This is a genomic window from Corynebacterium testudinoris (genome assembly GCF_001021045.1).
GTDB lineage: Bacteria > Actinomycetota > Actinomycetes > Mycobacteriales > Mycobacteriaceae > Corynebacterium > Corynebacterium testudinoris.
In genome coordinates, this window is record NZ_CP011545.1 from 2,115,016 (window position 1) to 2,140,624 (window position 25,609).

A 25,609-nucleotide genomic window follows, 5' to 3' on the forward strand; every position below is an offset into this window, starting at 1 on the left:
GAGGATGGTGACGAGTCCCGATTCAGGCGGTCTCGTGGACGAGGACGGTCTTGCCGACCGTCGTGCCGTCGCGCAGCGCGGCGAGCACGCGCGGGGCATCCTGGATCGGAGCCTGTTCAGCGACGTGCACGTTGACTTCGCCGGTAGCGACCAGGTTCAGGGCTCGGCGCAGGTAGGTGCCGACCAGGTCGGGCTCGGCCGCGGAGAGGGCGCCGAGGTTGAACCCGAGCACTCCGATGCCGCCGAACCACAGCGTGTTGCTGCTGATCTCCTGGTCACCGGCCTGCGCCGCGTCCCCGACGGCGAGGATGCGGCCGCCCAGCCGCAGCAGCCCGAGACTGGTCTGGCGGCCCGGCCCGGAGACGGGGTCGGCGATCACGTCGAACTGGCCCGGCTCCGCGCTGTCGAGCTCGGCACGGAGCCAGACCTCGTCATATCCGAGGTCGAGTGCGGCCTGCCGCTTCGCCTCGCTGCCGACGACCCCGACAACGCGGGCGGCACCGAGGACGCGGGCGACCTGCCCGAACTGCGATCCAAGACCACCGGCGGCGGCGTGCACGAGCACATGCTCACCAGGCTGGAGGTGCGCGATGCGTTCGAGCGCGATGAGCGCTGTGGTCGTGTTCGACGGCACCACCGAGGCCAGCGCCGGGTCCATGCCGGCAGGCAGCGGCGCGACGAGCCCTGCCTGAGTGACGGCGACCTGCCCGTACCCGCCTCCACCGTTGATCGTCAGCGCCGCGACCCGATCACCGGGCGCGAACCCGGTGACGCCCTCGCCGAGCCCGCGCACGCGGCCGGAAGCCTCGATGCCCGGCACCCACGGCAGCGGGTTCGGCACGAACCCGCCCGCGAACAGGGCCTCGACGTAGTTCGCTCCCGCGTACTCGACATCGATGGCGATCTGCCCCGGCGCCGGCTCAGGCGCGGGGATCTCGTCGTAGCTCAGCCCGTCAGGTCCGTCGTAGCTCGTGATCTGCACAGCCTTCATCCGCTGCATCCTTCCCTCGTTCTATCAGTAACCTGTACAGTATAAGCCTACTTACTAATCCGACTGGAGGAGACCATGGACAAGCGCGAACTCGGCACCAACGGGCTACGGGTGGCACCCATCGGCCTGGGATGCATGGGGATGAGCTGGGGCTACGCGGAGAGCCGCCGCGATGACGACGCCTCGGCCGAGGTCATCCGCCGGGCCCTCGATGCGGGCGTGGAGCTGTTGGACACCGCTGCCGTCTACGGCGACGGGCACAACGAACGGCTCATCGGCCGCGCCATCGCAGGCCGTCGCGACGAGGTGATCGTGGCGACCAAGGGCGGACTCGTCGTCGACGACCTCGCCACCAAGCAGATGCACCGCGACGGACAACCCGAGACCCTGCGCCGCCAGGTCGAGGACAGCCTTTCCCGTCTCGGTGTCGACCGTATCGATCTGTACTACCTGCACCGCGTTGACCCAGACGTGCCCATCGCAGAGAGCTGGGGTGCCCTCGCCGAACTCGTGGCCGCGGGCAAGGTCAGCCGCCTCGGGCTCTCGGAAGTGAGCATCATGCAGGCGGAGGCCGCGCACGCGATCCACCCGGTCGCAGCGATCCAGTCCGAGCTCTCGCTGTGGACTCGCGACCCCCTCGGGCAGCAGGCCGCCGACGCATCAGGAGGAGGCTCGGCAGGGGCCGGAACGGATGCCGGCGGCGATCTCCTCGCCTGGACACGGGACCACGGAGTCGCGTTCGTGCCGTTCGCGCCCCTCGGCCGCGGCTACCTCACCGGCACCCTGACCGCTGAGGGATTCGAGGACGGCGACTTCCGCGCCACCAACCCCCGCTTCGCAGCCGAGGCGTTCGCCAGGAACCAGGCGATCACCGACGAAGTCGCCCGCATCGCCGACGCACATGACGCGACACCAGCACAGGTTTCCCTGGCGTGGTTGCTCCGACTGTCGGGCAACATCATCCCGATCCCCGGTACCCGCAGCGGCACACACCTGACGGAGAACGTCGCCGCCACCGGGCTGCAGCTCACCGAGGAGGAGCAGCTGCGTCTCGATCAGCTTCCGGTCGCGTACGGCTCCCGCTACTGACCAGGCGCCTGCGGGTCCTCCGCGCCGACGGACTCGCCTCGCAGCGAGGCGGTGGCCCGCCGCAACAGGTCACGCAACTGAGCACGTTCCGCATCGGTGAAGGCCCCGCCCAGGCGCTGCTCGATCGCCCGCGGCGCCTCGTCTGCACGCAGCACAAGAGCCTCACCCGCAGGGGTCAGGGACACGACCAGCACCTTGCGATGCACCTTTGAAGGCTTCCGCGTCACGAGGCCCTTGGCTTCGAGCCTGTCGAGCGTCTGCCCCATCGTCTGCGCCGTCACCGCCGCGACCCGCGCAAGCTGGGCCGAGGACTGCTCCGGCACGTAGTACAACGACATGAGCGCCGCGTACTGCGCCACCGTCAGCTCGAACGGACGCAGCGCCTCGGTCTTCGCCGCGATCATCGCCTGCTCAGCCGCCTTGATATGCGACCCGAGCCGGGCCAGAGTGTCCTCGACGAACTCCTCCTCACCACGACGAGGAGTCGGCAAGCAGAACGATGCAGCATTCGTATCAGTCACCTCACCAGAATAAAGCACCTGAAACATCAGAGCGAGACCTCCCTGACGGGCAGGAGCTGGCAGGCTCAGAGGCTTTGCATCGGTCATTCTGTATTCGCAAGTACAGAATCTGCTAGGGTTGTCGCATGGCAAGGCATCGAGGGTTTGACGAGACTGCCGTCCTGGACGCCGCGGTCGCAGAGTTCCGCGTGCATGGCTTCGCAGACACCTCCACGGAGCAGCTCTGCGATGCGGCGGGAGTGCGCCGCAGCAGTCTCTACAACACGTTCGAGTCCAAGGATCGACTCTTCGTGCGCGCCCTGGAGCGTTACATCGAGACCACCGGTGCAGCTCAGGCGGCGGTGCTCGAAGACGTGGAGCTCGACGGCATGGGTCGTCTGCGCGGAGTCATCGACCTCATCATCTCCGAGGAGGATGCGGCAGCCGCCGAGGGTCACGCGGCCGGTTGCATGGTGGTCGGCTCGCGGATGACCCCGGATGTCCAGGATCGGGACGAGCGTGTGGAGCGGCTGCTCGACCGGAGCCTCGACCGGCAACTTTCTCTGCTGAGTCAAGCCATTGCCGTGGGGCAGCGCGACGGCACCGTGCGTTCCGCGGTTCCGCCTCGCGAGGGGGCGCAGCTGGTCGTGTCGATCATCTCCGGCACCCGCGTGCTTGCACAGTCGGGGATGCGACCCGAGGAACTGCGCAGGGTGGCGATGCTCGGCCTCGACGCACTGCGCCCCTAGGGCGTGTTGTCAAACTTTGCTGGTCAGCCAGTGGAGGGTCGCGGCGAGCGAGATGGCCGCGGCGTAGCTGCGGGCGGTCTTGCAGGTGCGCATCGCGATGCCGCGCCATTGCTTGAGCTTGGCGAAGCACCGCTCGATCACGTTGCGTCCACGGTAGACCTCGGGGTCGAAAGCGGGCGGGCGTCCGCCGGCTGAGCCGCGTCGGCGCCGGTGCGCGGCCTGGTCTTGCCGGTCGGGGATGGTGGCCTTGATGCCGCGCTCGGCGAGCCAGGCCCGGTTCGCGCGGGAGGGATACCCCTTGTCCGCGAGGACCCTGTCCGGGCGGGTGCGGGGCCGGCCAGGGCCTGGCCTGGGGACCCGGATCTGGTCCAGGACCTCGGGGAGCAGGCTCGTGTCGGCGGCCTGGCCGCCGGTGAGGACGAAGGCGAGCAGGCGGCCCTTCCCGTCCGAGACGGCGTGGATCTTGCAGGTCAGGCCGCCTCGGGAGCGGCCGATCGCGTGGTCGCCCGGCTCAGGCCCGAGATTCTTGTAGTTCGATGGGCCCCCCTGTGTGGCGGGGAAGGGTCGCGGCGTGCTGGTGGGCGCGCACGATCGTCGAGTCGATCGAGCACACCCAGTCCAGCTCGCCCTGCGCGTCGGCGGCCTGCTGGGCGCGCTCGAGCGCGCACGCCCACACGCCGGTCTTGGCCCACCGGTCGAAGTGGCGGTAGATCGTGTTCCAGTTCCCGAACCGCTCCGGCACGTCCCGCCACGGCGACCCGGTCCGGAACTTCCACGCGACCGCTTCCGCGACCAGCCGCCGATCCATCGGCGGCCGACCCGTCGCCTTCGGCGCGGGGAAGCACGGCCCGATCAGCGCCCACACCTCGTCCGTGATCACATCTCGATCGCTCATACCGAAAGGGTGCCCCGCCGATGGCGGGACACCCTTTCACAACACACCCTAGGCCGCTTGACCCCGATCGAGTTCGAGACAATCATGACCACACCAGCCGATCAGGCTGCGTGACTAACCACTGTCACCTGATCGTGCAGCAGACCCCCTTCGTCATCCAACGCATCCCCTCCGCCATGTGCCGCATGCTCATCGCCACCATCGAAGGCGACAGCGCCGGAGTCAACCGCGCCGGCGAAACCCTCGTCAACATCGGCCGCGAAACAGACACCAGCCACCCTGGCTTCTGGCCCTGGGAAGACGTCTGGGGCCAACAACTCGTCCTCGCCGGACGCATCGACGAAGCCGACGAGATCGTCACCGCCGCCGAAGAAAAAGCCGCCTCCTCCGGCATCACCTCCCTCACCGCCAAACTCGCCGTCCCCCGCGCCGGCATCCTCATGGCCCGCGGCGACATCGAAGGCGGCATCCGACGCTTCGAGGAAGCCGTCGAACTCATCGACTCCCTCGCCATGCCCTCCTACCAATCCCGCATCCTCTACGAATACGGCCGAGTCCTCCGCCGCCTCGGCCGCCGCCGCCAAGCCGACGAAATCTTCGCCCGCGCCGGAGAAGTCTTCGCCGCCATGGGAGCCACCGAATTCGTCGAGCGCTGCAACCGCGAACGCCGCGCCGGAGGCCTAGGCACCCGAACCACCGGCGCCGGCGGACTCACACCCCAAGAAGAAGAAATCGCCAAAATGGTCGCCGACGGCGCCACCAACCGCGAAGTCGCCCGCGAACTCTTCCTCTCCGCCAAAACCGTCGAGTACCACCTCACCCGCGTGTACCGAAAACTCGGCGTTCGCACGCGCACCGAGCTGCCGCGAGTCCTGGACGAGCTGTAGGTGTCGTGTGGTTTTTGGGGTTCGTGCTGACACTAGAACCCTGGAGGCGTAGCTTCTCCGCTTGCGTCACTAGGAACCCCAAGTGGGGCGGCTTCCAGCACCGCTGCAGGCGCGAACTCAGGGTTCGTGGTGACGCTAGGACCTGGGCGGGGTGGATTCTTCGCTTGCGTCACCAGGAACCCCAAGTGGGGAGGCTTTAAGCACCGCGGCAGGCTCGAACTCAGGGTTCGTGGTGACGCTAGAACCCTGGCGGGGTGGATTCTCCGCTTGCGTCACCAGGAACCCCAAGTGGGGAGGCTTTAAGCACCGCGGCAGGCTCGAACTCAGGGTTCGCGCTGACGCTAGAACCCTGGCGGGGTGGATTCTCCGCTTGCGTCACCACGAACCCGAAGTGGGGCGGCTTCCAGCACCGCTGCTCCCGCCGACTCAGGGTTCGTGGTGACACTGGAACACGGCGGAGAGGAATCCGGCGCCACCGTCACCATGAACCCCAAGTGGGGTGGCCTCCAGCACCGCGGCTCCCGCCGACTCAGGGTTCGCGGTGACACTAGAACCCCGCAGGGTGCAATCCGGCGCCACCGTCACCACGAACCCCAAAAACGCCAGAACGTGTCAAGGGTGCTCGTCGCGGACCAACTACAAGTCGGTGAGGCAGGTGGGCGTCGTTAGGCATGAAAAAAGGGGCCCCGAAGGGCCCCTTAGTCCGTGGCTACCTAGCCGTTGAGCTTGCGGTAGTCGAAGACGGTGTCGATGATGCCGTATTCCTTCGCCTCCGGGGCGGTGAGGATCTTGTCGCGATCGGTGTCGATGCGGATCTGCTCCGGGGTGCGGTCGGTGTGGCGGGCGAGGGTCGTCTCCATGAGGCGGCGCATGCGCTCGATCTCGGCGGCCTGGATCTCGAGGTCAGAGACCTGGCCCTGGGTGCCTTGGGTGGCGGGCTGGTGGATGAGCACGCGGGCGTTGGGCAGTGCGGCGCGCTTGCCGGGGGCGCCAGCGGCGAGCAGCACGGCGGCGGCGGAAGCGGCTTGTCCGAGGCAGACGGTCTGGACGTCGGGGCGGACGTACTGCATGGTGTCGTAGATTGCCATCAGCGCGGTGAAGGATCCGCCGGGTGAGTTGATGTACATGGTGATGTCGCGGTCGGGGTCTAGTCCTTCGAGGACGAGCAGCTGCGCCATGATGTCGTTCGCGGAGGTGTCGTCGACCTGGGTGCCCAGGAAGATGATGCGCTCTTCGAAGAGTTTGGCGTAGGGGTTGGTCTCTTTGGTGCCATAGGCGGACTGCTCGATGAAGGAGGGCAGGACGTAGCGCGACTGGGGCATCTGGAATCCGTTGTTCATGTTGTGTCTCCTAAAATTCCCTAGTTGCTGATCGAGCCCGTTGCGTGGTTGACCACGTGGTCGACCAGTCCGTATTCCTTGGCTTGGGCGGCGGTGAACCAGCGGTCGCGGTCGGAATCTTTGGTGATTTGTTCGAAGGTCTGGCCGGTGTGCTCGGCGATGAGTTCGGCCATTTCGCGCTTGGTGGCGGCGAACTGCTCGGCTTGGATGGCGATGTCGGCGGCGGTGCCTCCGACGCCGGCGGACGGCTGGTGCATCATGATGCGGGCGTGGGGCAGGGCGAAGCGCTTGCCTTGGGTGCCACCGGAGAGGAGGAATTGTCCCATGGAGGCGGCGAGGCCCATGCCGTAGGTGGCGATGTCGCAGGGCGAGTACTTCATCGTGTCGTAGATGGCCATGCCTGCGGTGACGGAGCCGCCGGGCGAGTTGATGTAGAGGGAGATGTCGCGGGTCGGATCCTCGGCGCTGAGGAGGAGGATCTGGGCGCAGAGCTTGTTGGCGATTTCGTCGTCTACCTGCTGGCCGAGGAAGATAATGCGCTCGCGCAGCAGTCGCTCGTACACCGAGTCACCCAGGTTCATACCTGCCCCGGGGGAGGTCATTGTGATCTGGTCAGTCATGTCAGTCAAACTCCTGTAGTTCTCGTTTGTGTCTCTAGATTACAAGCGGAGTCGGGCAATCCGCTTCCCTGTTCGCTATCAGCGTTCGATGGCTGTTGCTTGACGACGAACGCCCCGCTCACCGCTGTCAGCGGTAGGCGAGGCGTTAGGCGCGGGGCGAGGTTTTAGTCGTCGGACTCGGCCTCTGCGTCGTCGGAGGCGTTGTCTTCCTCACCGAAGTACTGGGTCACGTCGACGTCGTTGCCTTGGTCGTCCTTGACGGTGACGCGGCAGATGGCGGCGGCCAGTGCCTTGCCGCGGCGGACGTCAGCGAAGAGGTTGGCAATCTGGCCGGACTGCTGCAGCTGGCTGACGAACTGGGACGGGTCCATGCCGTAGGACTGGGCGGTGAACAGGATGTGGTCGGTGAGCTCCTGCTGGGAGACCTCCGGCTCTTCCTGCTCGGCGAGGGTATCCAGGAACAGCTGGGTGCGGACGGCGTTCTCGGCGTCGTCGTGGACCTGCTTGTCAAACTCTTCGCGCGTGGTGCCTTGGGACTTGAGGACCTCGTTGAGGGCATCCTCGTCGTGGGCCATCTGGCCGAGCAAGGAGTGGAGCTGGTTGTGGACCTGCTCGTCGACGATGGACTCCGGCAGAGCGAAATCGGTCTTAGCCAGTGCGGCCTTGAGGACTTCGTCGCGGATGGCAGCTGCCTGCTCGCCCTTCTTGGCGTCCTCGACCTGGGACGTGATGGACTCGCGCAGCTCGTCGGCGGTGTCGAACTCGGAGGCCATCTGGGCGAACTCGTCGTCGAACTCGGGGAGCTTGCGCTCCTTGGTCTGCTGGACGTGGACGGCGACGGTGGCTTCCTTGTCCTTGTGCTCACCGGCGACGATCGTCGTGGTGAACTCGGCGTCCTCGTCGGACTTCAGGCCGAGCAGTGCGTCATCGATTCCATCAATGAGGTCGCCCTGGCCGATCTCGTAGGACAGGCCCTCGGTGGTGGCTTCGTCGACGATTTCGCCGTCGACGGTGGCCTTGATGTCGATGATGGCGAAGTCGCCGTCGGCCAGCTTGCGGTCGGTGTCGGTGAGCTCACCGAAACGGCTACGCAGGCGGTCGATTTCTTCTTCGACGGCCTCGTCGTTGATCTCGATGGCCGGGACCTCGACGGAGAGCTCGGAGAAGTCCGGGACCTCAATTTCGGGGCGGATGTCTACCTCGGCGACGAACTCGACGAAGTCGTTGTCTTCGATTTTGGTGATGTCGACGCTCGGCTGACCCAGCACGACGAGGTCATTTTCCTCGCAGGCGGCCTGGTAGCGGGAAGGGAGCATGTCGTTGACAACCTGCTCGAGGATGGGACCGCGACCGTAGCGGGCGTCGATGAGCTGGCGCGGGGCCTTGCCCTTGCGGAAGCCGGGGAGGGTGACCTGCTGAGCGATGGCAGCGTAGGCCTGGTCGATCTCCGGGGTCAGCTCCTCGAAAGGAACATTGACGGTGAGCTTGACGCGGGTGTCGCTCAGCTTCTCGACGGAACTCTTCACGAAGAACTCTCCTGGTTTCACATTGAAGGTAAAAGTTATACGAGGCCACCGAGGTGACCCCCTACGTCGGGGCGACAGGATTTGAACCTGCGACCCCCTGCTCCCAAAGCAGGTGCGCTACCAAGCTGCGCCACGCCCCGTAGGTGATACCGAAGTTTAGCGAGTCCGCCTGACGCGAGCATACATTGGGGTATCCAAACGCGTCCCGCCCCGCTCACACGCCGGGAACGACTCAACCCCCGACCGGCAATCGTGCCAGGTCAGGGGCTGATATTCTTGGAGGGAATGACGGGAATCGAACCCGCGTCTTCAGCTTGGAAGGCTGAGGTATTAGCCACTATACGACATTCCCCTGCGTGCGCTGGACCAGTTTAACCCATCCACACCCGTTCGCGAAAACTGGAACTTTGTGCGCAGGTTGTGCGTTGTATGGGAGACAACTACTTACAGACCGGAGTGATTTTCCTTGGAAACTCTTCTTATCCTCGCGATCATTGGTGGCGGCTTGTACTACCTGTCCACCCGATCCACCAAGCAGAAAACGGCGGAGATTGAGACCGCCCAGCTGGAGGACGCGCAGGCAGATGCCCGCCGCTGGATCGAGCGCCTTGGTTCCCAGGTGCTCACCATTGCTGGCAACGATACGGCGTCGACGCAGGCGATCGCTGATGCTTCTGAGCGCTACAACGCTGCTGCCTCGGCTATTTCCACTGCGACTACGGTGCGCCAGGCCCAGCTGGCCCGCGAGTCAGCTCTTGAGGGTTTGCATTACATGAATGCGGCTCGCGAGATCATGGGCATGACCCCCGGCCCGGAGCTGCCTCTCCTTGAGGGTCAGCGTAATGCCGGCAAGGTCACTGAGCGTCGCACGATCGAGCAGGACGGTCAGGTTCTGACTGCGTCTCCGGTCGCGACCGACGAGACCCCGAATTACTACCCCGGCGGCAACGTCGCTGGTCGTCCGGTTCCGGCTGGTTGGTATTCGCGCCCGTGGTGGGCCGATGCCATGGCTACCGGCATGTGGACTGCTGCGTCGATGATGATGTTCTCGGCGATGTTCTCTGGCATGGCCGGCGTGAACTACGGCGCGAACGAATTCGCCAGCGGTGCCGGTGACGGCACCGAGGCAGCCGATATGGGTGACATGGGCGATGCCGGAGATATGGGTGACATGGGCGACATGGGAGGCGGCGATTTCGGCGGCGGCGACGCTGGCGGTGGCTTCTTCGATGGCGGCTTCGACTTCGATTTCTAAGGCTTCAAGCCTCAAATACCGGCCCTGGGCTCTTAGCCCATGGGCCGGTTTTTGCATGTCACAGGCTCACAATAGTCACATGAAGGCTCTTTCATGTCGGTTTCATGGTCCCTTCACGGCAGCGGGCAACCATGGTTCCCATGACAGATATGAGTTCACGTCCTACCGCGCCGTTCACTGCTTTCCGACGCCGCGTCATCGGCTGGTTCATTGCCTTGGTGGCGGTCACGCTCATCGCGCTGATTCTCACGACCCGGACGGTGTTGCAGTCCGGCGTCGCTGAGTCCGCGAACGAGGACGTGGTGCAGGAGATCGAGGAGTTTGTCACGTTCACCGAGGAGGGCCGTGACCCGGAGACCGCGGAGCCTTTCGCTTCTCCTGACCGGCTGCTTCAGGTGTACCTCTCGCGGCAGATTCCTAGTCCCGATGAGGCGCTTGTGGGGGTGATCGGTGGGCAGTTGGTGCAGATGGATGCTGGTCCGCGCCCGCTGCTGGCGGGGGAGCCGCTGGTGGAGGCGGCGTTGTCGTCGCCGCAGGCTGCGGGTGTTGTCGATGATGAGCTGCGCGGCGCGGTTCATTGGGGCACGGTCACGATCGCGGATTCGGATGCCACGCTGTTGGTCGCCCGCTTCATGGACACGGATACGGCGGCCGTCAATGCGACCTTGCGCGCGATGCTGTTCACCGGCCTCGGCGCGTTGGTTCTCGCCTCCGGGTTGGCGTGGGTGGTGGCTCGGCGGATTCACGACGAGGCGGTGGTCACCCTTCAAGAGCGTATCGACGCCGCCGATGCCGCCTACCGCGGCATCCTCACCCGGGCAGCCCGCCAGCCGAATCCGGCGGCCTTGGCGGCACTGGCGGATCTCCCGCCGGGGGTGCGCGGTGACCACCGCGCGACGGTGCCGGTGGCTGCGGAGGTGGTGGTCGGGGACGTCGTCACGCATATTCCTGCGGCCTGCCTGGTGGGGCCTTTGCCGAAGGCCTCTCTCGCGGTGGACCGGGAGGTCGTTGCGCGGGCGTTGGCGGAATGTGCTCGCTTTTTCGACTCTCCGCTGGAGGTCAGTGCCTCGATGCACGGTGCGCACGTGCGCATCAGCCTCACCGGCCCGGCGCGCCTGGAGCCGAGCGAATTGGCGGGCTTGTTTGATTGGCAGCCCGCAGCAGACGGCGGCGGGGAGCTGGGTGGGGTGCTGCTGCGGGCGGTGGCCGATCATTACGGCGGGCACGCTTGGGTGGCATCGGAGGCCGAGGCTGGGCTCTCGCTCGGGGTGGACTTGCCCGTCGTGGAGGTGGCGAAATGAGCACTTACATCTCCACGACCCCTCCCCCGCCGCTGCCCAGGGCCAGTAGGCAGTGGACTCGTCCGGCATTCACTGCCCCGAACGTGGCCAAGACCATCACCGCGGCGCTCATCGTCGCTCTAGCCGTCGTCCCCCTGCCGGATCAGGTCAGCGCCGATGCCCGAACCACGCTCGTGGTGTTCGCCGGGGCGGTGTGGTTCTGGGTGTTTTCTCACGTCTCGGATACGTTCGTCGCGCTCGGTGCGGCGAGCATCATCGTGGTGCTCGGCATCATCGACGTGGAGGACCTGTTCGCGCCGCTGGGTGATGACACCGTGTGGCTGCTCATCGGCGCGTTCATCATCGCCTCGGCGGTGACGTCCACCGGGTTGGCGGTGCGGGCGGCGGTGTGGCTGAGCGTCGGGATTTCCTCTCCGCGCACTCTGTTGCATCTGCTCACGCTCGCGACGGTGTGCACCGCCTTCGCGGTCCCGGCGACAAGTGGTCGAGCCGCGCTCATCCTGCCGTTGTTTCTGGCGCTGTCACCGGTGCTTCCGGGGTGGTACCGCCGGGTGCTCGCCATCGCGCTGCCCGGGGTGGTGCTGTTGTCGGCGGTGGCGTCGCTCATTGGGGCTGGTGCCCACCTCATCACTGACCAAATCCTTAGCGGTGCGGGGATGGCAGGGTTCAGCTTTAGCCGCTGGCTCGTGTTGGGGTTGCCCTTCGCGCTGGTCACCTCGCACCTGGCGGCGGAGATTACTTATCTGTCGATGAGTTCGTCCGCGCAGCGTCAGAGCGCCCTCGACATCACCCGCGAGGGGCTTTCCACCACGGTGGAGCTGCGCCCGCGGTTGACTTCCGCCGAGACCCGCGCCCTGTCGATCCTGGGGGTGTCCATCGCGTTGTGGTTCACCGAGGACATCCATGGCATCCCGCCGGCGATGGTCGCGGTGTTGGGGGCGTTGCTCATTACCTCGCCGTATCTGGGCACGGAGGATCTTGGCGCAACGGTGAAGAAGGTGCCGTGGTCGCTGCTGTTGTTTATGACAGCGACCATCGCCATCAGCCAGGCGCTGTCCCAATCGGGCGCCGCTGACCTGTTGGCCTCAGGGCTGACGGGCACGACCCCGGGGTGGGTGTTCGTCCTGCTGGTCATCGCGGTGTCGACGGCGGCGCACCTGGTCATCCAGTCTCGCTCGGCCCGCTCGGCGGTGTTGGTGCCGATCGTCATCGCCATCGCTCCGTCGCTCGGGGTGAGCGCGATCGCCATCGCCTTCATTTCCACGGCCGCGGCCGGATTCTGCCACACGCTGCCGGCCTCGGCGAAGCCGCTCGCCATCTTCCGCGGCGAGGAGTCCCGCCCGCATTACGACACCGCCGATCTCATGCGCATCTCCGCTCTCCTCGCGCCGATGCACTTGGCGGTGACCGCCTTGTTCGCTTTTCTCATCTGGCCGTTCCTCGGCCTTCCCCTCTTCCTTTAGGAGCTCACATCATGACTATGTATCTGCCCGAACGCGTCCTCGTTTCCCCGTCCGGTTTCAAGGAGTCCTTGTCGGCTGTCGACGTCGCCGACTCCATCGCCGCTGGCGTTCGCCGCGTCCTGCCGGGCGTCCGCGTCGACCTCTATCCCGTTCCCGATGGTGGTGAGGGCACGATCGAGATCCTCGCCACCCGCCCCGGCACCGTCGTGCACACCACGAGGGTCACCGGCCCGGTGGGCAAAAAGGTCACGGCGACGTGGCTGGAGTTTCCTGAGGATTCGGTGGCGGTCATCGAGATGGCCTCGGCCGCGGGGCTGAGCCTCGTGCCGCGTGACCTGCGCGATCCGACGGCCACGACGACCTATGGTGTGGGCCAACTCATCGCGACGATCCTCGATCACGGGGTCGATCGCATCGTCGTCGGTTGCGGAGATTCCGGCACCTCCGATGGTGGGGCCGGGGCGCTCAGCGCACTCGGCGCCCGCATCCTCGACGACGAGGGTGTAGAGATCACGCGCGGGGGCGCGGGTCTCGCGGGGGCGGTCAGCATCGACACCAGTGGGCTCCACCCCAAGCTTGCCGACGTCGAGATCACCCTCGCCTGCAACATCCACAATGTCCTCACGGGCGCGACCGGCGTCGCGGAGGTTTTCGGGCCCCAAAAGGGGGCCAGCAAGAAGCAGGTCAAACAACTGGGCAAGGCTCTCACCCGGTGGGCTGACCTGCTGACCTCAACCTTTGATCCCGATGCGGACCTTCACCTCGGGCCCGGATCGGGGGCATCGGGTGGTCTTGGCGCCGGGCTCATGGCCCTCGGGGCCACCGCGCGGGATCGTTTTGATGTCCTGCTCGGCGATCTCCCCGCCCCGGCTGACCTCGATGAGCTGGTCGCGTCCGCCGACCTCGTCATCACGGCGGAAGGCGCCATCGATTTCCAGACGCCGCGCGGGAAAGTCCCCGCCGAAGTCGCCCGCCGCGCGCAATCCACCGGAGTCCCGGTTCTCGCGCTCGCCGGTTCCCTGGGCAAGGGCGCCCCGCAGGTCCACGATGTTGGCATCGGCGCGATCCAGTCGATCATGACGGTGCCCATGGCCCTCGAGGATGCCGTCCGGGACGGACGTCAATTGCTTATCGACGCCGCCGAGCGCGCCCTCCGGCTGCTCATGCTGGGGTGCGCGGTATCGGGGCGTAGAGAAGATTTCGTCCGGCAGCGCTACGCTGCCTAGTCCTCCGGGAGTTCCGGGGCGATGCCCGTGCGTTCGTAGTCCACGAGGATGTCGATGCGGCGCTGGTGACGCTCCGCGTTCGACCACTCCTGATCCAGGAATGCATCGACGATCGCGAGGACCTCTTCCTCGGAGTGCATGCGGCCACCGATACCGATGAGCTGGGCATTGTTGTGCTCACGGGCCAGGCGGGCGGTCTCCGGCGACCACGCCAGAGCACACCGAGCACCCTTGACCTTGTTGGCAGCGATCTGCTCGCCGTTGCCCGAACCGCCCAGGACGATGCCCAGGGAACCGGGGTCGTTGACGGTGCGGGAAGCAGCCTCGATGCAGAAAGCCGGGTAATCATCCTCCGGATCGTAGGTGTGGGCGCCACAATCAATGACGTCGTGGCCCTGTGTGGTCAAGTGAGCGGCAATGATGTTTTTCATATCAAAACCGGCGTGGTCAGCTCCAAGGTAAACGCGCATGGGGCTGATCCTACCCGGCGACCACATGCAATTGTTCGCTAACCGCACCCACGACCCGCTCCCCCGCGACAAAACGAGCGGGGCCAAGCTCGCGGGCGGTGATCTCCTCCGCGGTGGCCTCGGCGCGCAGCACGTAGCGGGTGGAATGGCCGGAGTATTCGACGGCTTCCACCACCGCGTCCACTCCCGGCTGGCCGGGGCCCAACACCCGGACCTGCTCGGGGCGGACGACGACGAGGACCTCGCCGGTGGGCAAGGACGGCGGAGCCGGAGTCCGGCCGAGCAGAGACGTGACGGTCGTCCCGTCTGAGGAGCCGCGCAGGAGCGAGCACGTGCCCACGAACCCCGCCACCCAGGCCGTCTCGGGACGCGAATAGACCTCCTGCGGAGTGCCACATTGGATGATCCGACCGGCATTGATGATGGCGACCCGATCCGCGGTGGACAAAGCCTCATCCTGGTCGTGGGTAACCAGCAGCCCCGTGGCTCCCCGCGCGGCGAGGATCCCGCGGATTTCTCCCCGCAGGCGCAGGCGAAGGGTGGCGTCGAGGGCGGAAAAGGGCTCATCGAGAAGCACGAGGTCTGGATTGGGCGCCAACGCGCGGGCCAGGGACACGCGCTGGGCCTGGCCACCGGAGAGTTCGTCCGGCCGGCGGTGGGCGAGTTCGGGGATACCGACGACGTCGAGAAGCTCGGTGACCCGCTCCGGGACGGGGCGGCGACGCGCTCGCAGCCCGAAGCCGACATTGGCGGCGACGTCGAGATGCGGAAACAGCGAGGGGTCCTGGGGGACGAGTCCGATGTTGCGGTGCTCTGGCGCCACCCCCGACGCGCCATCGACGACGCGGCGGCCCGCGAGATCGACAGTGCCGGCGGTGGCGGGCATGAGGCCAGCGAGCACCCGCAGCAGGGTCGACTTACCGCAACCGCTGGGGCCGAGGACGGCGAGGAGTTCACCCTCGGGGACATCCAGAGTGATCTCGTGCAACACGGAGGCGGCGGAACCGGGATAGCGGGCGGACAGTCCGGAGACGGTCAAAGCGGACGTCATCGAGATCCTCCTGGATTCCGGGCGAGCACCAGCGCCGGGATGCTGGCTGTGGCGATGAGCATGAGGGCATAGGGCGCGGCGGCCCCGTAAGCGGAAATGTCTGAGAGCTGCCACAGCCGCGTGGCGAGAGTGTCCACCCCGGTAGGACGCATCATCAATGTTGCTGGCAGTTCCTTCATCACGGTCAACGCCACGAGCATCGCTCCCGCCGCGATGCCCGGCCACGCGAGCTTGCCGGTCACGTCCGTCCACGTCCGCACCGGCGAACGGCCCAAGGTGCGGGCAGCGTCTTCCAACGATGGTGGAACCTGGGCCACGGAGGTGCGCACCGACCCCATGGCTTTGGGCACGTAGAGGATGCCATAGGCAATGACGAGTAAGCCCAAGGTTTGGTAAAGCGAGGGCAACACCGCCAAGGCGAGGTAGACCATCGACAGACCCAAGACGATGCCGGGCAGACCATGTCCGAGGAACGTGGCCGATTCCAGTCCAGCGACCAGCTTAGTGCGGCGGCGGGCGGCCAGAATGCCCACCGGCAAGGCGAGAACGGTGGCCACCGCTGCCCCGGCGAAACCGAGGAAAACCGTGGTGCGGGCTGCCGCCAGCAAGCGGGCGACATCGACCTCGCGCCCGGCCACACTGAGCGACAATTGATACAGCAGCACCACGATAGGGACGCCGACCGCGGCGACAAAGACCGTGCCCAACCCCGCGCACGTTGCCAGCTGCCCACGCCAACTCAAATGGACACGGGGAGTCGTATTCACCCGAACTCGCATGGCCGCGACCGGTCGACGCAGGGCGCGTTCGGCGGCGACGACCAGCAGCGCCATGAACACCAGGAGCAGGGAGAGCACCATCGCCAGCTCGCGGTTGAACGAGCCAGAGAAAGCTGCCTGCACTGCGGGAGTGAGCGAGGGATAACGCATGACGGCGACCACGCCGAATTCGGAGATGGTGTACAAGGCCACGAGCAATGCTCCCGCCCCGGCGGCGGGGGCAATCTGCGGCAGCGTCATGGACAAGAAAGCCCGGACGGGGCCCAGGCCCAAGGTGCGGGCCACATCTTCCACGGCCGTATCGGCCCGGCGTAAAGCAGCCGCGACTGGCAGAGTGACATACGGCGAGGAGACCAACACGAGCACGAGGACCGAACCCCAATAGCCGCGCAGCGGTGCGACGCTCACCCAGGACATGCCCGCGACGTAGGAAGGAATAGCCAGCGGCAGAGAGGCTGCAACCCACCACCACCGGCGGCCAATGAGATTGGTGCGCACCAGCGCGAAAGCGCTGGGCACGCCGACCAGCAACGTTCCCACCGTGGCTCCGGCCGTCAACAACAAAGTATTGACGGTGAGGGTGACGGTGCGGGGGCGCACGAGGGCGTCGATAATGCGACTGTTGGGGGCGGCGATGGCTTCGCTGATGAGGAAAATCAACGGCGTGGCCACCACACCCACGCTGAGGAGAGCCAGCGTCACCAACACCGGGTAGGACGTGCCCGAGAAACGCCGAAGAGGCCGACGCGCAGATGCACGTCGGCCGCTCAGGTCAGAACGGTTAATCAATTGACGGTCAGACCGGCCTCATCGATCAGGGCGGCGGACTCTTCCACCGTGCCCAGCTTGGACAGGTCCACGTCAGGAACCTTGAGGGAGCTCAGCGGCGGCACGCCCTCGGGGCCATCGACGCCCTCGACGAGCGGGTACTCATAAGTCTCCTCGGCGAAGTACTTCTGGCCCTCCGCAGAGAGCAGGAACTCCACAAACTTCTTCGCATCCTCGCGGCCCTCACCCTTGGTGAGAATGCCAACGCCGGTGGCGTTGACGAGGGCAGCCAAGTCGCCGTCAGCGCCAAACTTGATCTGGGCGCGCAGGTTGTCTGCACCCTTCTCGGCGGCCTGGGCGTACCAGTAGTAGTGGTTGATGAGGCCCAGCTCGACCTCGCCGGCCTCGACGGCCTTGAGCAGGTCGCCGTTCTTGGCATAGGTCTTGGGCTCATTATCGGCAAGCTTCTGCAGCCACTCACGGGTCGCATCTTCGCCGTCGGTCACGCGCATGGCGGTGACGAAGGCAAGGAAGGAAGCATTCGTCGGGGCTACGCCCAGCTTGCCCTTCCACTTCGGGTCCACCATCTCAGCGACGGTGTCGGGAACGTCCGCCTCCTCGACGGCCTCCTTGTCATAAGCCACGACGCGAGCACGACCGGTCACGCCGACCCATTCCTTCTCCTCGGAGGAGAAGCCAGCCGGGACCTTCTTCAAGGATTCCTCAGGCACCTTGGTCAGCATGCCCTTGTCCTGGAGCAGGCCGAGCGCGCCAGCTTCCTGGGAGAAGAAGACGTGCGCCGGAGAGGCGTCACCCTCGGTGAGCAGCAGCTGCGCCTGCTCGGAGGTGCTGCCGTAGCGGACATCGACGTCGATCCCGGACTCTTTTTCAAAATCCTCAATCAGCGGCGCAACGAGGTCCTCGCTGCGGCCCGAGTAGATGACCAGCGAGCCGTCAGAGGCTGCTGACGAAGTTTCGCCCGCGGCAGTCGTGCCGGAAGTGCTGGATGAATCGCCGGAACCGCAGGCGACGAGGCCGGCGGCCAGGCCGCACGCAGCGACGGCCGTAGCGGCAAGGCGGGTGGTAAAGCGCATGGATAAACCCCTTGTCAGAGCATTTGGTGGCATGGAGCAAAAGGTACGTCTAATCCGTGAGGAATCCTTAAATCACACTGAATTCCAGATTAGACAACGAATGTTAGCATAACCTAACGTTCTCCTTCTGCCACCCCTGATTGCCCCCGCACTACCCCCGATAGAACTATGTTCAGCGGAACGCATGAGCCCCGTGGAGCTTGGTCCCGGGAGCGCTTTTATCGGCACATCCGTACCGGTGCCTAGCACCTCGCCACGCGTCATAGCGGGTGAGCAACCACCTGCGAACGACAGGACCGGACCTCCACACAATTTCCATATAGCAGTCATCCCTTCGGTGGGCGCCTTAGGGCGCTGTCCATGGAGCGGGCGGCAGCGCCCCATCAGGCCGGAATACCGTTTCCTCGTCATCCTGGTCATATGCGCGACATTCGTAGGGGAGCTGTCGGAGGAGTTCCACGATGTGCGCCTGCAGCGTAGACGCATCCCAGTCGATCGTGATGAATGTCTCCATCTCATCTACAAGACTTTTTGGCGAATAATTCACGCAGATGGGTTGGCCGTCTTTGGACCGCAACCAGTACACCATGTCATGAGGGCCAAGGACTTCGTACTCAACAATCTCCACCTGGAGTCGCGCATCATTCCTCAATAGGGGAAGTACTTCGTTGATGGGAGCATCAGTTGCAGTTGAAAGCTTGTTACTCAACGGTAGTTCACGGCGCCCTTCTTTCTACGATGATGATCTCTGAGCCATCCATTGTATCTACCCTTCGAATGCCGCAGATCTTCCTATGCCAGTTCTACTGACCGCGCTCCGCGAACTACGACGCATCGGGACTGGGATTTTATGATTTCGGACTGCAACTCAACAAGCCAACGAGGCAGGGTCTTTTACATGAAGGAATCAACCATCCAGGGCCTAGAAAGAGCCCTATCTTCCCGACTAAAACTCCTGGCCGTGGGCAAAATATTCACCCTCGCACATGGGTGCAACCGGATTACTCTGATGCCCGCTTGGACCACGCCGCGATGATGGTAAGCAGCAGCGCCGTAGAGAGCATAACTCCCGCGACACCGTAGAAAGACTCGACGGACAGTAGCCCCGCCAGATGGAGAAGGCCCGCTACGATAGCAATGGAGACCGGGATAAGCGCTCGACTATAGGGGATAATCTTTCTATTTGTTTCCACAACGCTCCCAACTCAATTATTCGGCATTTCTGGATGTGATTTTAGGGAGCTTAGCTTCAAACACGGCGCCAGTCCTGTCTTTTTAAATCACATTACAAACAACGCTGCCGCGACAACTGCGCATCCCATTGCCACATGATCCCCTTCAAGAGGAAGGAGATCATGTGGAAAAATGATATTTTGATAATATGGCAGGAAAAGGTTCATGTCAAGGATCACACTAAGGTATTGCGTGCACTATGTGTCATGCACCCTGACTTTCGCATTCTCTATGAGCCCGTAAATCTCTTAAACAATCTGCGGAACAGGGAGGCGGACGGACATCAGTCGCCCGAGTTGACGTTCGTCAGGGGCCGAGCCGGTAGCGGATGGCCCGACCGCGGGCGAGTGGTCCTGCTCGGGTGAACCGATGCTCTACTGGCGGAGCCAGAATAGATTCGCACCAGTTGCTACCCAAGGCCCCCAATCTGCTTAGACCTGCGGACCTTCGGTCCGGGAACGCTTGATCTCGAAGAAGTAGGGGTACTGGGCGAGACGGACGGCGGCGTCGAAAAGCTCGCCGGCTTCCTCGCCGGTGGGGACGCGGGTGATCACGGGGCCGAAGAAGGCGGTATCTCCGAGCTTGATTACGGGGGTGCCCACATCGTCGCCGACTTCATCCATTGCGCTCTGGTGGTAGGCGCGCAGCTGCTCGTCGACTTGGTCGGAGTTGGCGACGGTGGCGTACGTGGAGCTGAGGCCAGCCTCCTTCAAGGCGGCCTCGATGACCTCGTCGTAGGCGCCGTAGCCCTTCTTTCCGCCCTGCTTCTGGGCGTGAATCATCGTGCCCATGATGGTGTACAGCTCGTCGAGCTTCGCAGGTTCTTCCATGGCGACCTTGGTGAAGACGCGGGCGGGACCCCAGGCGGCTTCCATGGCGGCGGCGTAGTTGGGGTCGAGATCGCGGCCGTCATTGAGCACGGAGAGGGACATGGGAATCCAGGTGACGGAGATATCGCGGACTTTTTCTACTTCCTTGATCCAGCGGGAAGTTTGCCAGCAGAAAGGGCAGGTCACGTCGAACCAGAAAGATACTGTGTTGGTTGTCATACTCGCCAGGATAGGAGCAGATTAGGCTGGGCGCTAAGACACGCTTGCCCTTGATCGAGTTTTGCCCGTCGACGTCGAAGGAGACGCCTCAATGACCTCCACGAACCTCACTAGAGAAGAAGCCGCGCACCGGGCCCGGCTGCTCACGGTGGACAATTACGATATTGCCCTGGACCTCACCCAGTCTGACACGGAGTTTTCCTCGCTGACCACCGTCGAGTTCACCGTCCGTGAGCCGGGGTCGACGTTTATTGATTTGCGCGCCAAGCGCGTCGATGGGGTGTACCTGGATGGGAAAAATATTCGCTCCGAGGCCTTGACCTTGGATAAAAATGGCTACGACGAGAACTTTGGCATCGCGCTGAATGATCTCACCGTCGGCCGCCACGTCCTCCGCGTTAACGCGCAGTGCCTGTATTCCCGCACCGGCGAGGGCCTGCACCGCTTCGTTGATCCGGCTGATAGCCAGGTCTACCTCTATACCCAGTTCGAAACCGCTGATGCCAAGCGCGTGTTCGCCTGCTTCGACCAGCCGGATCTTAAGGCGACGTATGACCTGACGGTGTGCACCCCGAGCGCGTGGAAGGTTATTTCCAACGCGCCGCAGCGCACGACAATGCAGGAGGATTCGGCGATTCACACCTCGCGGATTGATTACCCGCTGTCGACCTACCTGGTCGCCATCTGTGCCGGCCGCTACCACGAGGTGCGCTCCACGTGGAAGGGCCAGCTCACCCACCACGCCGAGACCCCTGCGAGCGAGCCGACGGAGCTGGAGGTGCCCATGAGCATTTTCTGCCGCCGGTCCATCGCCCCGCACTTGGATGCGGATCGCCTGTTCACGGAGACGAAGCAGGGCTTCGATTTCTACCATGAGCACTTCGGCATGGCGTATCCCTTTGGCAAGTACGACCAGATTTTCTGCCCCGAGTACAACATGGGGGCGATGGAAAACGCCGGTGCGGTGACCATCCGCGACGAGTATGTTTTCACGTCGAAGGCCACGCATTATCGCTATGAGCGCCGCGCCGACACCATCCTCCACGAGCTCGCTCACATGTGGTTCGGTGACTTGGTCACCATGCGGTGGTGGGATGACCTGTGGCTCAACGAGTCCTTTGCCACGTGGGCGGCGGCGCTGTCCCAGGCCGAGGCCACGGAGTATGACACGGCGTGGGTGACCTTCGCCAACGTGGAGAAGTCCTGGGCCTACCAGCAGGATCAACTGCCTTCGACGCACCCGATTTTGGCCGATGCCACCGACATTGAAACGGTCGAGCAGAACTTCGACGGCATCACTTATGCCAAGGGCGCGAGCGTGCTCAAGCAGCTCCAGGCTTACGTTGGCCGCGAGGAATTCCTCGCCGGTGTGCGCCGCCACTTCGCCGATCACGCCTGGGGCAACGCCACCTTTGATGACCTCCTCGCCGCTTTGCAGACTGCCTCCGGCCGTGACCTGTCCGGCTGGGCTGACCAGTGGCTCAAAACCACCGGTATCAACCAGCTCAGCCCCGTCTTCGAGGTCGACGGCGATGGCCGCTACACGACCTTCACCGTCGAGCAATCCGGCGCCGAGCCCGGCGCGGGTGAGCTGCGAACCCATCGCATTGCGGTTGGTCTCTACTCGCTTATCGACGGCCGCGTCACCCGCACCAAGCGCGTCGAGCTCGACGTCACCGGCGCGTCGACCTCAGTCGACGCGCTCGTCGGCCTGGAGGCCGCCGACATCGTGTTGGTCAACGATGATGACCTCACTTACTGCCTCATGCAGCTCGATGAGGGCTCCCTGAGGTTCGTCGCCGACAATATTGACAAGATCGATGACCCCATGGCCCGCACTCTCTGCTGGTCCGCCGCGTGGGAAGCCACCCGCGCCGGCACCATGAAGGCGCGGGACTTCATCCGCCTCGTCGTCCTTGGTGCCCCCACCGAAACCGAGCTCGCCGTCCTCGAGCGCATCCTCGCCCAAGCCACGACCGCGCTGCGCACCTATGCCGATCCGGCCTGGGCTGAGGAGCAGGGCCGCGACCTCCTCGCCGATGCCCTCCTCGCGGGTGTCCGCGAATCGGGTCCCGAGGCGTCGTTGGTCTTCGAGCAGGCCCTGGCCAAGGCACCGCTGAACGATGTCACCGCTGATTACCTGCAGAAAGTCTTGGTCGAATCCGATGACGCCGACATGCGCTGGCTCGCATTGGCTGCGCTGATCGCCTACGGGGCGATCGCGGACGTCGATAAGCACATCGGTGAACAGCGATCCAAGGATCGCTCCGCCACCGGCGAACAAGCGGCGCTGCGGGCAGCGGCCGCCGTGAACACCGTCGAGGTCAAGCGCGGCGTGTTCGACGACGTCGTCGCAGGTGAGCTGTCCAACCTCGCCGCCCGCCACAAGCTCGAAGGCCTGCGCTACCCCGGTTCCGCCGCCGCCTGCGCACCCCTCACCGACCCCTACTTCGAGGTCGCCGAGGACGTGTGGGCGCGACTATCCACCGAAATGGCCCTCCAAGCCATCAACGGGCTCTACCCCTCCTGGGACATCAGCCCCGAAGGCCTCGCCCGCGCCGACCGCTTCCTCGCCCGCGACCTGCCATCCGGCCTGCGACGCGCCGTTTCCGAGGAACGCTCCCGCGTCGAACGAGCCCTGCGCAATCGAGGTGTCGACGCCGCCTAGCAGCAAGTGAGGTGTAGATGAAGAAACCTTCATCTGCACCTCACTGGTGATTCACGCCCCCGCCGAACAATAGGAACTAACAGACATTCCACCACGAGAAGGACGTGCCACCATGAGCAGCTTCAGCCGCTTTGCACCACTCATCGCAATCCTGGGTCTGCTGTTCCTCGTTGGACTCGGCGGCGCCGCCCTAGCCAACAATGACCAGGGACCGCGCATCGATTCCACCCGAGCGACGATCACTATGCAGGCGCCGACCTCCACTCCTGCCCCGACTTCGGAACCGGAGCCGGCTGCGGAGCCGGAGTCGGTTCCTACCCCGGTTCCTGTGCCTGCTCCGGCTCCCGTGCAGGCACCCGCCCCCGCCCCGCAGCCACCGTTGAACGTCCAAAATTACGACGACGATGATGACGACGACTGGGACGATGAGGACGACGACTAACCATGTCTCCGCCCAGAATCGCGTGGAAGGAGATCCGCCAAGGCGCGGCGTCTCTGCGATGGCGCATCGTCTTATGGATCACCGCCGTCGTGGTGGTGACCCTCGTCAGCGTCATCTTCATCGCCCGCTCCCTCATGCTCTCCGAGGCGTCAGACAGCGCCAATTCAGCCGTAGAGCAGGAGATCGGCGAGTTCCTCCGATTCGTGGAAGAGGGCCAAGACCCCACCACCAACACCACGTTTGAGTCCCCCGCGCAACTCATCGAGCTATACCTGTCCCGCCAAATCCCCGACGACAACGAAGCGATCGTGGGCCTGACCGATGGGCGGCTCATCCAAATGGATCTCAGCTCGCTGAGCGGTACCCACCCCGCTCCCCTGGTTCCATCTGAGCCCCTGGTCCACGAAGTGTTCGACTCCGCTCTCGCCTCGGGCATCTACGAAGACCCCGAACGCGGCCGCGCCCACTGGGGACGGATCTCCTTCTTCACCGGCGAGGACCAACCAATCTCGCACTTCGCCGTGGTGTATTACACCGCCGAAGCGCGGGCCGCCGTGGCCTCTCAGGTGCGGATGCTCAGCCTCATTGGCGTTGGCGGCGTCGTCGCCGCCATCCTCATCGGGTGGCTCATTGCCGGTCAGATCATCGCCCCGCTCCGCCGCGTCCGCGAGGTGGCCGCCACCATCAATAACACCGACCTCACCCAGCGTGTCCCCGTCGACGGCCACGACGAAACAGCCCAGCTGGCACAGACGTTTAACACGATGCTCAACCGCATCGAAACCGCCTACAAAGACCAGCGGCAGTTTGTCGACGACGCCGGCCACGAACTCCGCACCCCCATCACCGTGGTGCGCGGGCAGCTGGAACTACTGGAATCCTCACCACCCGAGGAACGCGCCCGCTCCATCGAACTGGCCACCGCAGAACTGGACCGCATGTCCCGGATGGTCAATGACCTCCTCACCCTCGCCGTCGCCGACTCCGGCTCATTCCTACACCCAGCCGACTGCGACGTCGCCGAGCTCGCCATCGACATCGAAGACAAGGCCAGCGTCCTCAGCGATCGCATCTCGCTCATCCGCGTCGCCGAGGGCACCGTCGTCCTCGACGAACAGCGCGTCACCGAAGCCATCCTCGAGCTCTACGGCAATGCCCTCCGCTACAGCGACGGCCCCATCGACCTCGCCTCTGAATACTCCGGCGCCGGTGCCGACCGCATCTTCCGCATCTGGGTCCGCGACCGCGGGCCCGGAATTACCCCGGCCCAGCAAGAGCGCCTGTTCAGCCGATTCACCCGGGGCTCGCACACCAGCACCACCCGCCCGGGCGGCGCTGGCCTGGGCCTATCCATTGTCCACGCCATCGGCGAAGCCCACGGCGGGCGCGCCTTCGTCGAATCCACCGTGGGCGTGGGATCAGTCTTCGGGCTTGAGATCCCCGCTCCCGAAGAAGGAGAACTCCCATGAGCAGAATCCTCATCGCCGAGGACGACCGCGGCATCGCCGATTTCATCCACCGCGGACTCACCGCCGCCGGATACGCCTGCGACGTCGTCGACTCCGGCCCTGCCGCCTTCGGCATGGCCCGCTCCGGCGACTTCGACCTCATGATCCTAGACCTCGGTCTCCCACACATGGACGGCGCCGACGTCCTCGAGCAACTACGAGTCCTACGCGTCAGCCTGCCAATCATCGTCCTCACCGCCCGCACCAAAATCGAAGACCGCATCCGCTCGCTAGAAGGCGGCGCGGACGACTACATGCCCAAACCCTTCCAATTCGCCGAGCTGCTCGCGCGAGTCCGGCTGCGCCTGGCCGACAAGGTCGGTGACGCCAGCACCGGAGGATTCCAGCTCACCCGCGGTGACCTCATCCTCGACCTGCGCACCCAGCGCGTCCAAGTGGATTCGCGGTGGAAGGACCTGTCGCGCCGCGAGGTCGGACTCCTAGAGACCTTCATGCGCCATCCCGGCCAGATCCTCTCCCGCGCCCAACTGCTCAGCATGGTGTGGGGCATGGACTTTGACCCCGGCTCCAACGTCGTGGACGTCTACATCCGGACACTGCGCAAGAAGATCGGCGCGGAGAAGGTGGAGACGATTCGCGGTTCCGGCTATCGGCTGTGCTGAAGCCAAGGACTGAAGGGCCTACACAAATTCTCTAGAACGTAAGGTAGTACCTAGAATTTTCGCAGGTGGCTGAGAAAATTAG

Annotated in this window: 23 protein-coding genes and 2 tRNA genes; 11 read left to right on the forward strand and 14 right to left on the reverse strand. The window is 64.8% G+C overall.

Going from position 1 to position 25,609, the window contains the following annotated elements:
- Positions 1–22: 22 nt before the first annotated feature.
- The gene (locus CTEST_RS10135) at positions 23–991 is read right to left on the reverse strand and encodes a quinone oxidoreductase family protein (RefSeq protein ID WP_047253629.1); all 969 of its coding nucleotides are present in this window, start codon (positions 989–991) and stop codon (positions 23–25) included.
- A 75-nt stretch (positions 992–1,066) separates the two neighbouring features.
- On the opposite strand from CTEST_RS10135, the gene CTEST_RS10140 reads away from it, so the two are divergent.
- Positions 1,067–2,080, forward strand: a complete 1,014-nt coding sequence (locus tag CTEST_RS10140; protein ID WP_047253630.1) for an aldo/keto reductase — start codon at positions 1,067–1,069, stop codon at positions 2,078–2,080.
- Here CTEST_RS10140 and CTEST_RS10145 read toward each other — a convergent pair.
- On the reverse strand, positions 2,074–2,628 hold the full coding sequence (locus tag CTEST_RS10145; protein WP_047253631.1) for a MarR family winged helix-turn-helix transcriptional regulator: 555 nt from the start codon (positions 2,626–2,628) through the stop codon (positions 2,074–2,076). The genes CTEST_RS10140 and CTEST_RS10145 overlap by 7 nt on opposite strands.
- 98 nt (positions 2,629–2,726) lie before the next feature.
- Between CTEST_RS10145 and CTEST_RS10150 the strand changes: the two genes are divergently transcribed.
- On the forward strand, positions 2,727–3,329 hold the full coding sequence (locus tag CTEST_RS10150; RefSeq protein WP_047253632.1) for a TetR/AcrR family transcriptional regulator: 603 nt from the start codon (positions 2,727–2,729) through the stop codon (positions 3,327–3,329).
- A 9-nt stretch (positions 3,330–3,338) separates the two neighbouring features.
- Here CTEST_RS10150 and CTEST_RS13440 read toward each other — a convergent pair.
- A protein-coding gene (locus tag CTEST_RS13440) for an IS5 family transposase (protein WP_376701809.1) occupies positions 3,339–4,224 on the reverse strand; the annotation gives its coding sequence in 2 pieces (ribosomal slippage) (positions 3,339–3,879 and positions 3,878–4,224; 888 coding nt in all).
- 110 nt (positions 4,225–4,334) lie between these two features.
- Here CTEST_RS13440 and CTEST_RS10165 point away from each other — a divergent pair.
- Positions 4,335–5,111: a helix-turn-helix transcriptional regulator gene (locus tag CTEST_RS10165; protein ID WP_047253635.1), complete on the forward strand. Its 777-nt coding sequence runs from the start codon at positions 4,335–4,337 to the stop codon at positions 5,109–5,111.
- Positions 5,112–5,824: 713 nt separating this feature from the next.
- On the opposite strand, the gene CTEST_RS10170 is transcribed toward CTEST_RS10165, so the two are convergent.
- From CTEST_RS10170 to CTEST_RS10190, 5 genes are all read right to left on the reverse strand, one after another.
- Positions 5,825–6,451 (reverse strand): ATP-dependent Clp protease proteolytic subunit, encoded by a 627-nt coding sequence (locus CTEST_RS10170; RefSeq protein WP_047253636.1) that lies wholly within the window; start codon positions 6,449–6,451, stop codon positions 5,825–5,827.
- 20 nt (positions 6,452–6,471) lie between these two features.
- Entirely contained in the window at positions 6,472–7,071 is a 600-nt protein-coding gene (locus CTEST_RS10175) for an ATP-dependent Clp protease proteolytic subunit (protein ID WP_047253637.1), read from the reverse strand.
- Positions 7,072–7,235: 164 nt separating this feature from the next.
- Entirely contained in the window at positions 7,236–8,597 is a 1,362-nt protein-coding gene (gene tig / locus CTEST_RS10180) for a trigger factor (protein ID WP_047253638.1), read from the reverse strand.
- Between the two features lie 66 nt (positions 8,598–8,663).
- Positions 8,664–8,737 (reverse strand) — tRNA-Pro (locus tag CTEST_RS10185).
- Between the two features lie 137 nt (positions 8,738–8,874).
- Positions 8,875–8,949 (reverse strand) — tRNA-Gly (locus CTEST_RS10190).
- A 114-nt stretch (positions 8,950–9,063) separates the two neighbouring features.
- Here CTEST_RS10190 and CTEST_RS10195 point away from each other — a divergent pair.
- The 4 genes from CTEST_RS10195 to CTEST_RS10210 all read left to right on the forward strand — a co-directional run bounded on the left by CTEST_RS10195 (position 9,064) and on the right by CTEST_RS10210 (position 13,842).
- Positions 9,064–9,852, forward strand: coding sequence for a hypothetical protein (locus CTEST_RS10195; protein WP_047253639.1), 789 nt, complete (start codon positions 9,064–9,066; stop codon positions 9,850–9,852).
- Positions 9,853–10,001: 149 nt separating this feature from the next.
- The gene (locus tag CTEST_RS13130; RefSeq protein WP_052844373.1) at positions 10,002–11,153 is read left to right on the forward strand and encodes a hypothetical protein; all 1,152 of its coding nucleotides are present in this window, start codon (positions 10,002–10,004) and stop codon (positions 11,151–11,153) included.
- Positions 11,150–12,616, forward strand: a complete 1,467-nt coding sequence (locus tag CTEST_RS10205) for an SLC13 family permease (protein WP_047253640.1) — start codon at positions 11,150–11,152, stop codon at positions 12,614–12,616. The genes CTEST_RS13130 and CTEST_RS10205 overlap by 4 nt, the downstream gene beginning before the upstream one ends.
- An 11-nt stretch (positions 12,617–12,627) precedes the next feature.
- Positions 12,628–13,842, forward strand: coding sequence for a glycerate kinase family protein (locus CTEST_RS10210; RefSeq protein ID WP_047253641.1), 1,215 nt, complete (start codon positions 12,628–12,630; stop codon positions 13,840–13,842).
- Here CTEST_RS10210 and CTEST_RS10215 read toward each other — a convergent pair.
- The 6 genes from CTEST_RS10215 to CTEST_RS10250 form a co-directional block, all read right to left on the reverse strand.
- The gene (locus tag CTEST_RS10215) at positions 13,839–14,312 is read right to left on the reverse strand and encodes a ribose-5-phosphate isomerase (RefSeq protein ID WP_047253642.1); all 474 of its coding nucleotides are present in this window, start codon (positions 14,310–14,312) and stop codon (positions 13,839–13,841) included. The two genes, CTEST_RS10210 and CTEST_RS10215, sit on opposite strands and share 4 nt — an antisense overlap.
- Before the next feature lie 10 nt (positions 14,313–14,322).
- On the reverse strand, positions 14,323–15,363 hold the full coding sequence (locus CTEST_RS10220; protein WP_047253643.1) for an ABC transporter ATP-binding protein: 1,041 nt from the start codon (positions 15,361–15,363) through the stop codon (positions 14,323–14,325).
- Complete coding sequence (locus CTEST_RS10225; RefSeq protein WP_201774808.1) at positions 15,360–16,844, reverse strand: ABC transporter permease; 1,485 nt, start codon at positions 16,842–16,844, stop codon at positions 15,360–15,362. Before CTEST_RS10225 ends, CTEST_RS10220 begins: the two co-directional genes overlap by 4 nt.
- Positions 16,845–16,927: 83 nt before the next feature.
- On the reverse strand, positions 16,928–18,004 hold the full coding sequence (locus tag CTEST_RS10230) for an iron ABC transporter substrate-binding protein (protein ID WP_201774809.1): 1,077 nt from the start codon (positions 18,002–18,004) through the stop codon (positions 16,928–16,930).
- A gap of 1,001 nt (positions 18,005–19,005) precedes the next feature.
- Positions 19,006–19,197 carry a hypothetical protein gene (locus CTEST_RS10240; RefSeq protein ID WP_047253647.1) on the reverse strand — a complete coding sequence of 64 codons (192 nt, stop codon included), beginning with the start codon at positions 19,195–19,197 and terminating at the stop codon, positions 19,006–19,008.
- Positions 19,198–19,668: 471 nt separating this feature from the next.
- Positions 19,669–20,286 carry a mycothiol-dependent nitroreductase Rv2466c family protein gene (locus CTEST_RS10250; protein WP_047253649.1) on the reverse strand — a complete coding sequence of 206 codons (618 nt, stop codon included), beginning with the start codon at positions 20,284–20,286 and terminating at the stop codon, positions 19,669–19,671.
- A gap of 91 nt (positions 20,287–20,377) precedes the next feature.
- Between CTEST_RS10250 and pepN the strand changes: the two genes are divergently transcribed.
- The 4 genes from pepN to CTEST_RS10270 all read left to right on the forward strand — a co-directional run bounded on the left by pepN (position 20,378) and on the right by CTEST_RS10270 (position 25,527).
- On the forward strand, positions 20,378–22,954 hold the full coding sequence (gene pepN / locus CTEST_RS10255) for an aminopeptidase N (RefSeq protein ID WP_047253650.1): 2,577 nt from the start codon (positions 20,378–20,380) through the stop codon (positions 22,952–22,954).
- Between the two features lie 112 nt (positions 22,955–23,066).
- Positions 23,067–23,396 carry a hypothetical protein gene (locus CTEST_RS10260; protein ID WP_047253651.1) on the forward strand — a complete coding sequence of 110 codons (330 nt, stop codon included), beginning with the start codon at positions 23,067–23,069 and terminating at the stop codon, positions 23,394–23,396.
- Between the two features lie 2 nt (positions 23,397–23,398).
- A complete protein-coding gene (locus CTEST_RS10265) occupies positions 23,399–24,865 on the forward strand; it encodes a sensor histidine kinase (RefSeq protein WP_047253652.1) in 1,467 nt (488 codons plus the stop codon).
- Positions 24,862–25,527 carry a response regulator transcription factor gene (locus tag CTEST_RS10270; protein WP_047253653.1) on the forward strand — a complete coding sequence of 222 codons (666 nt, stop codon included), beginning with the start codon at positions 24,862–24,864 and terminating at the stop codon, positions 25,525–25,527. Before CTEST_RS10265 ends, CTEST_RS10270 begins: the two co-directional genes overlap by 4 nt.
- The last annotated feature ends 82 nt before the right edge of the window (positions 25,528–25,609 follow it).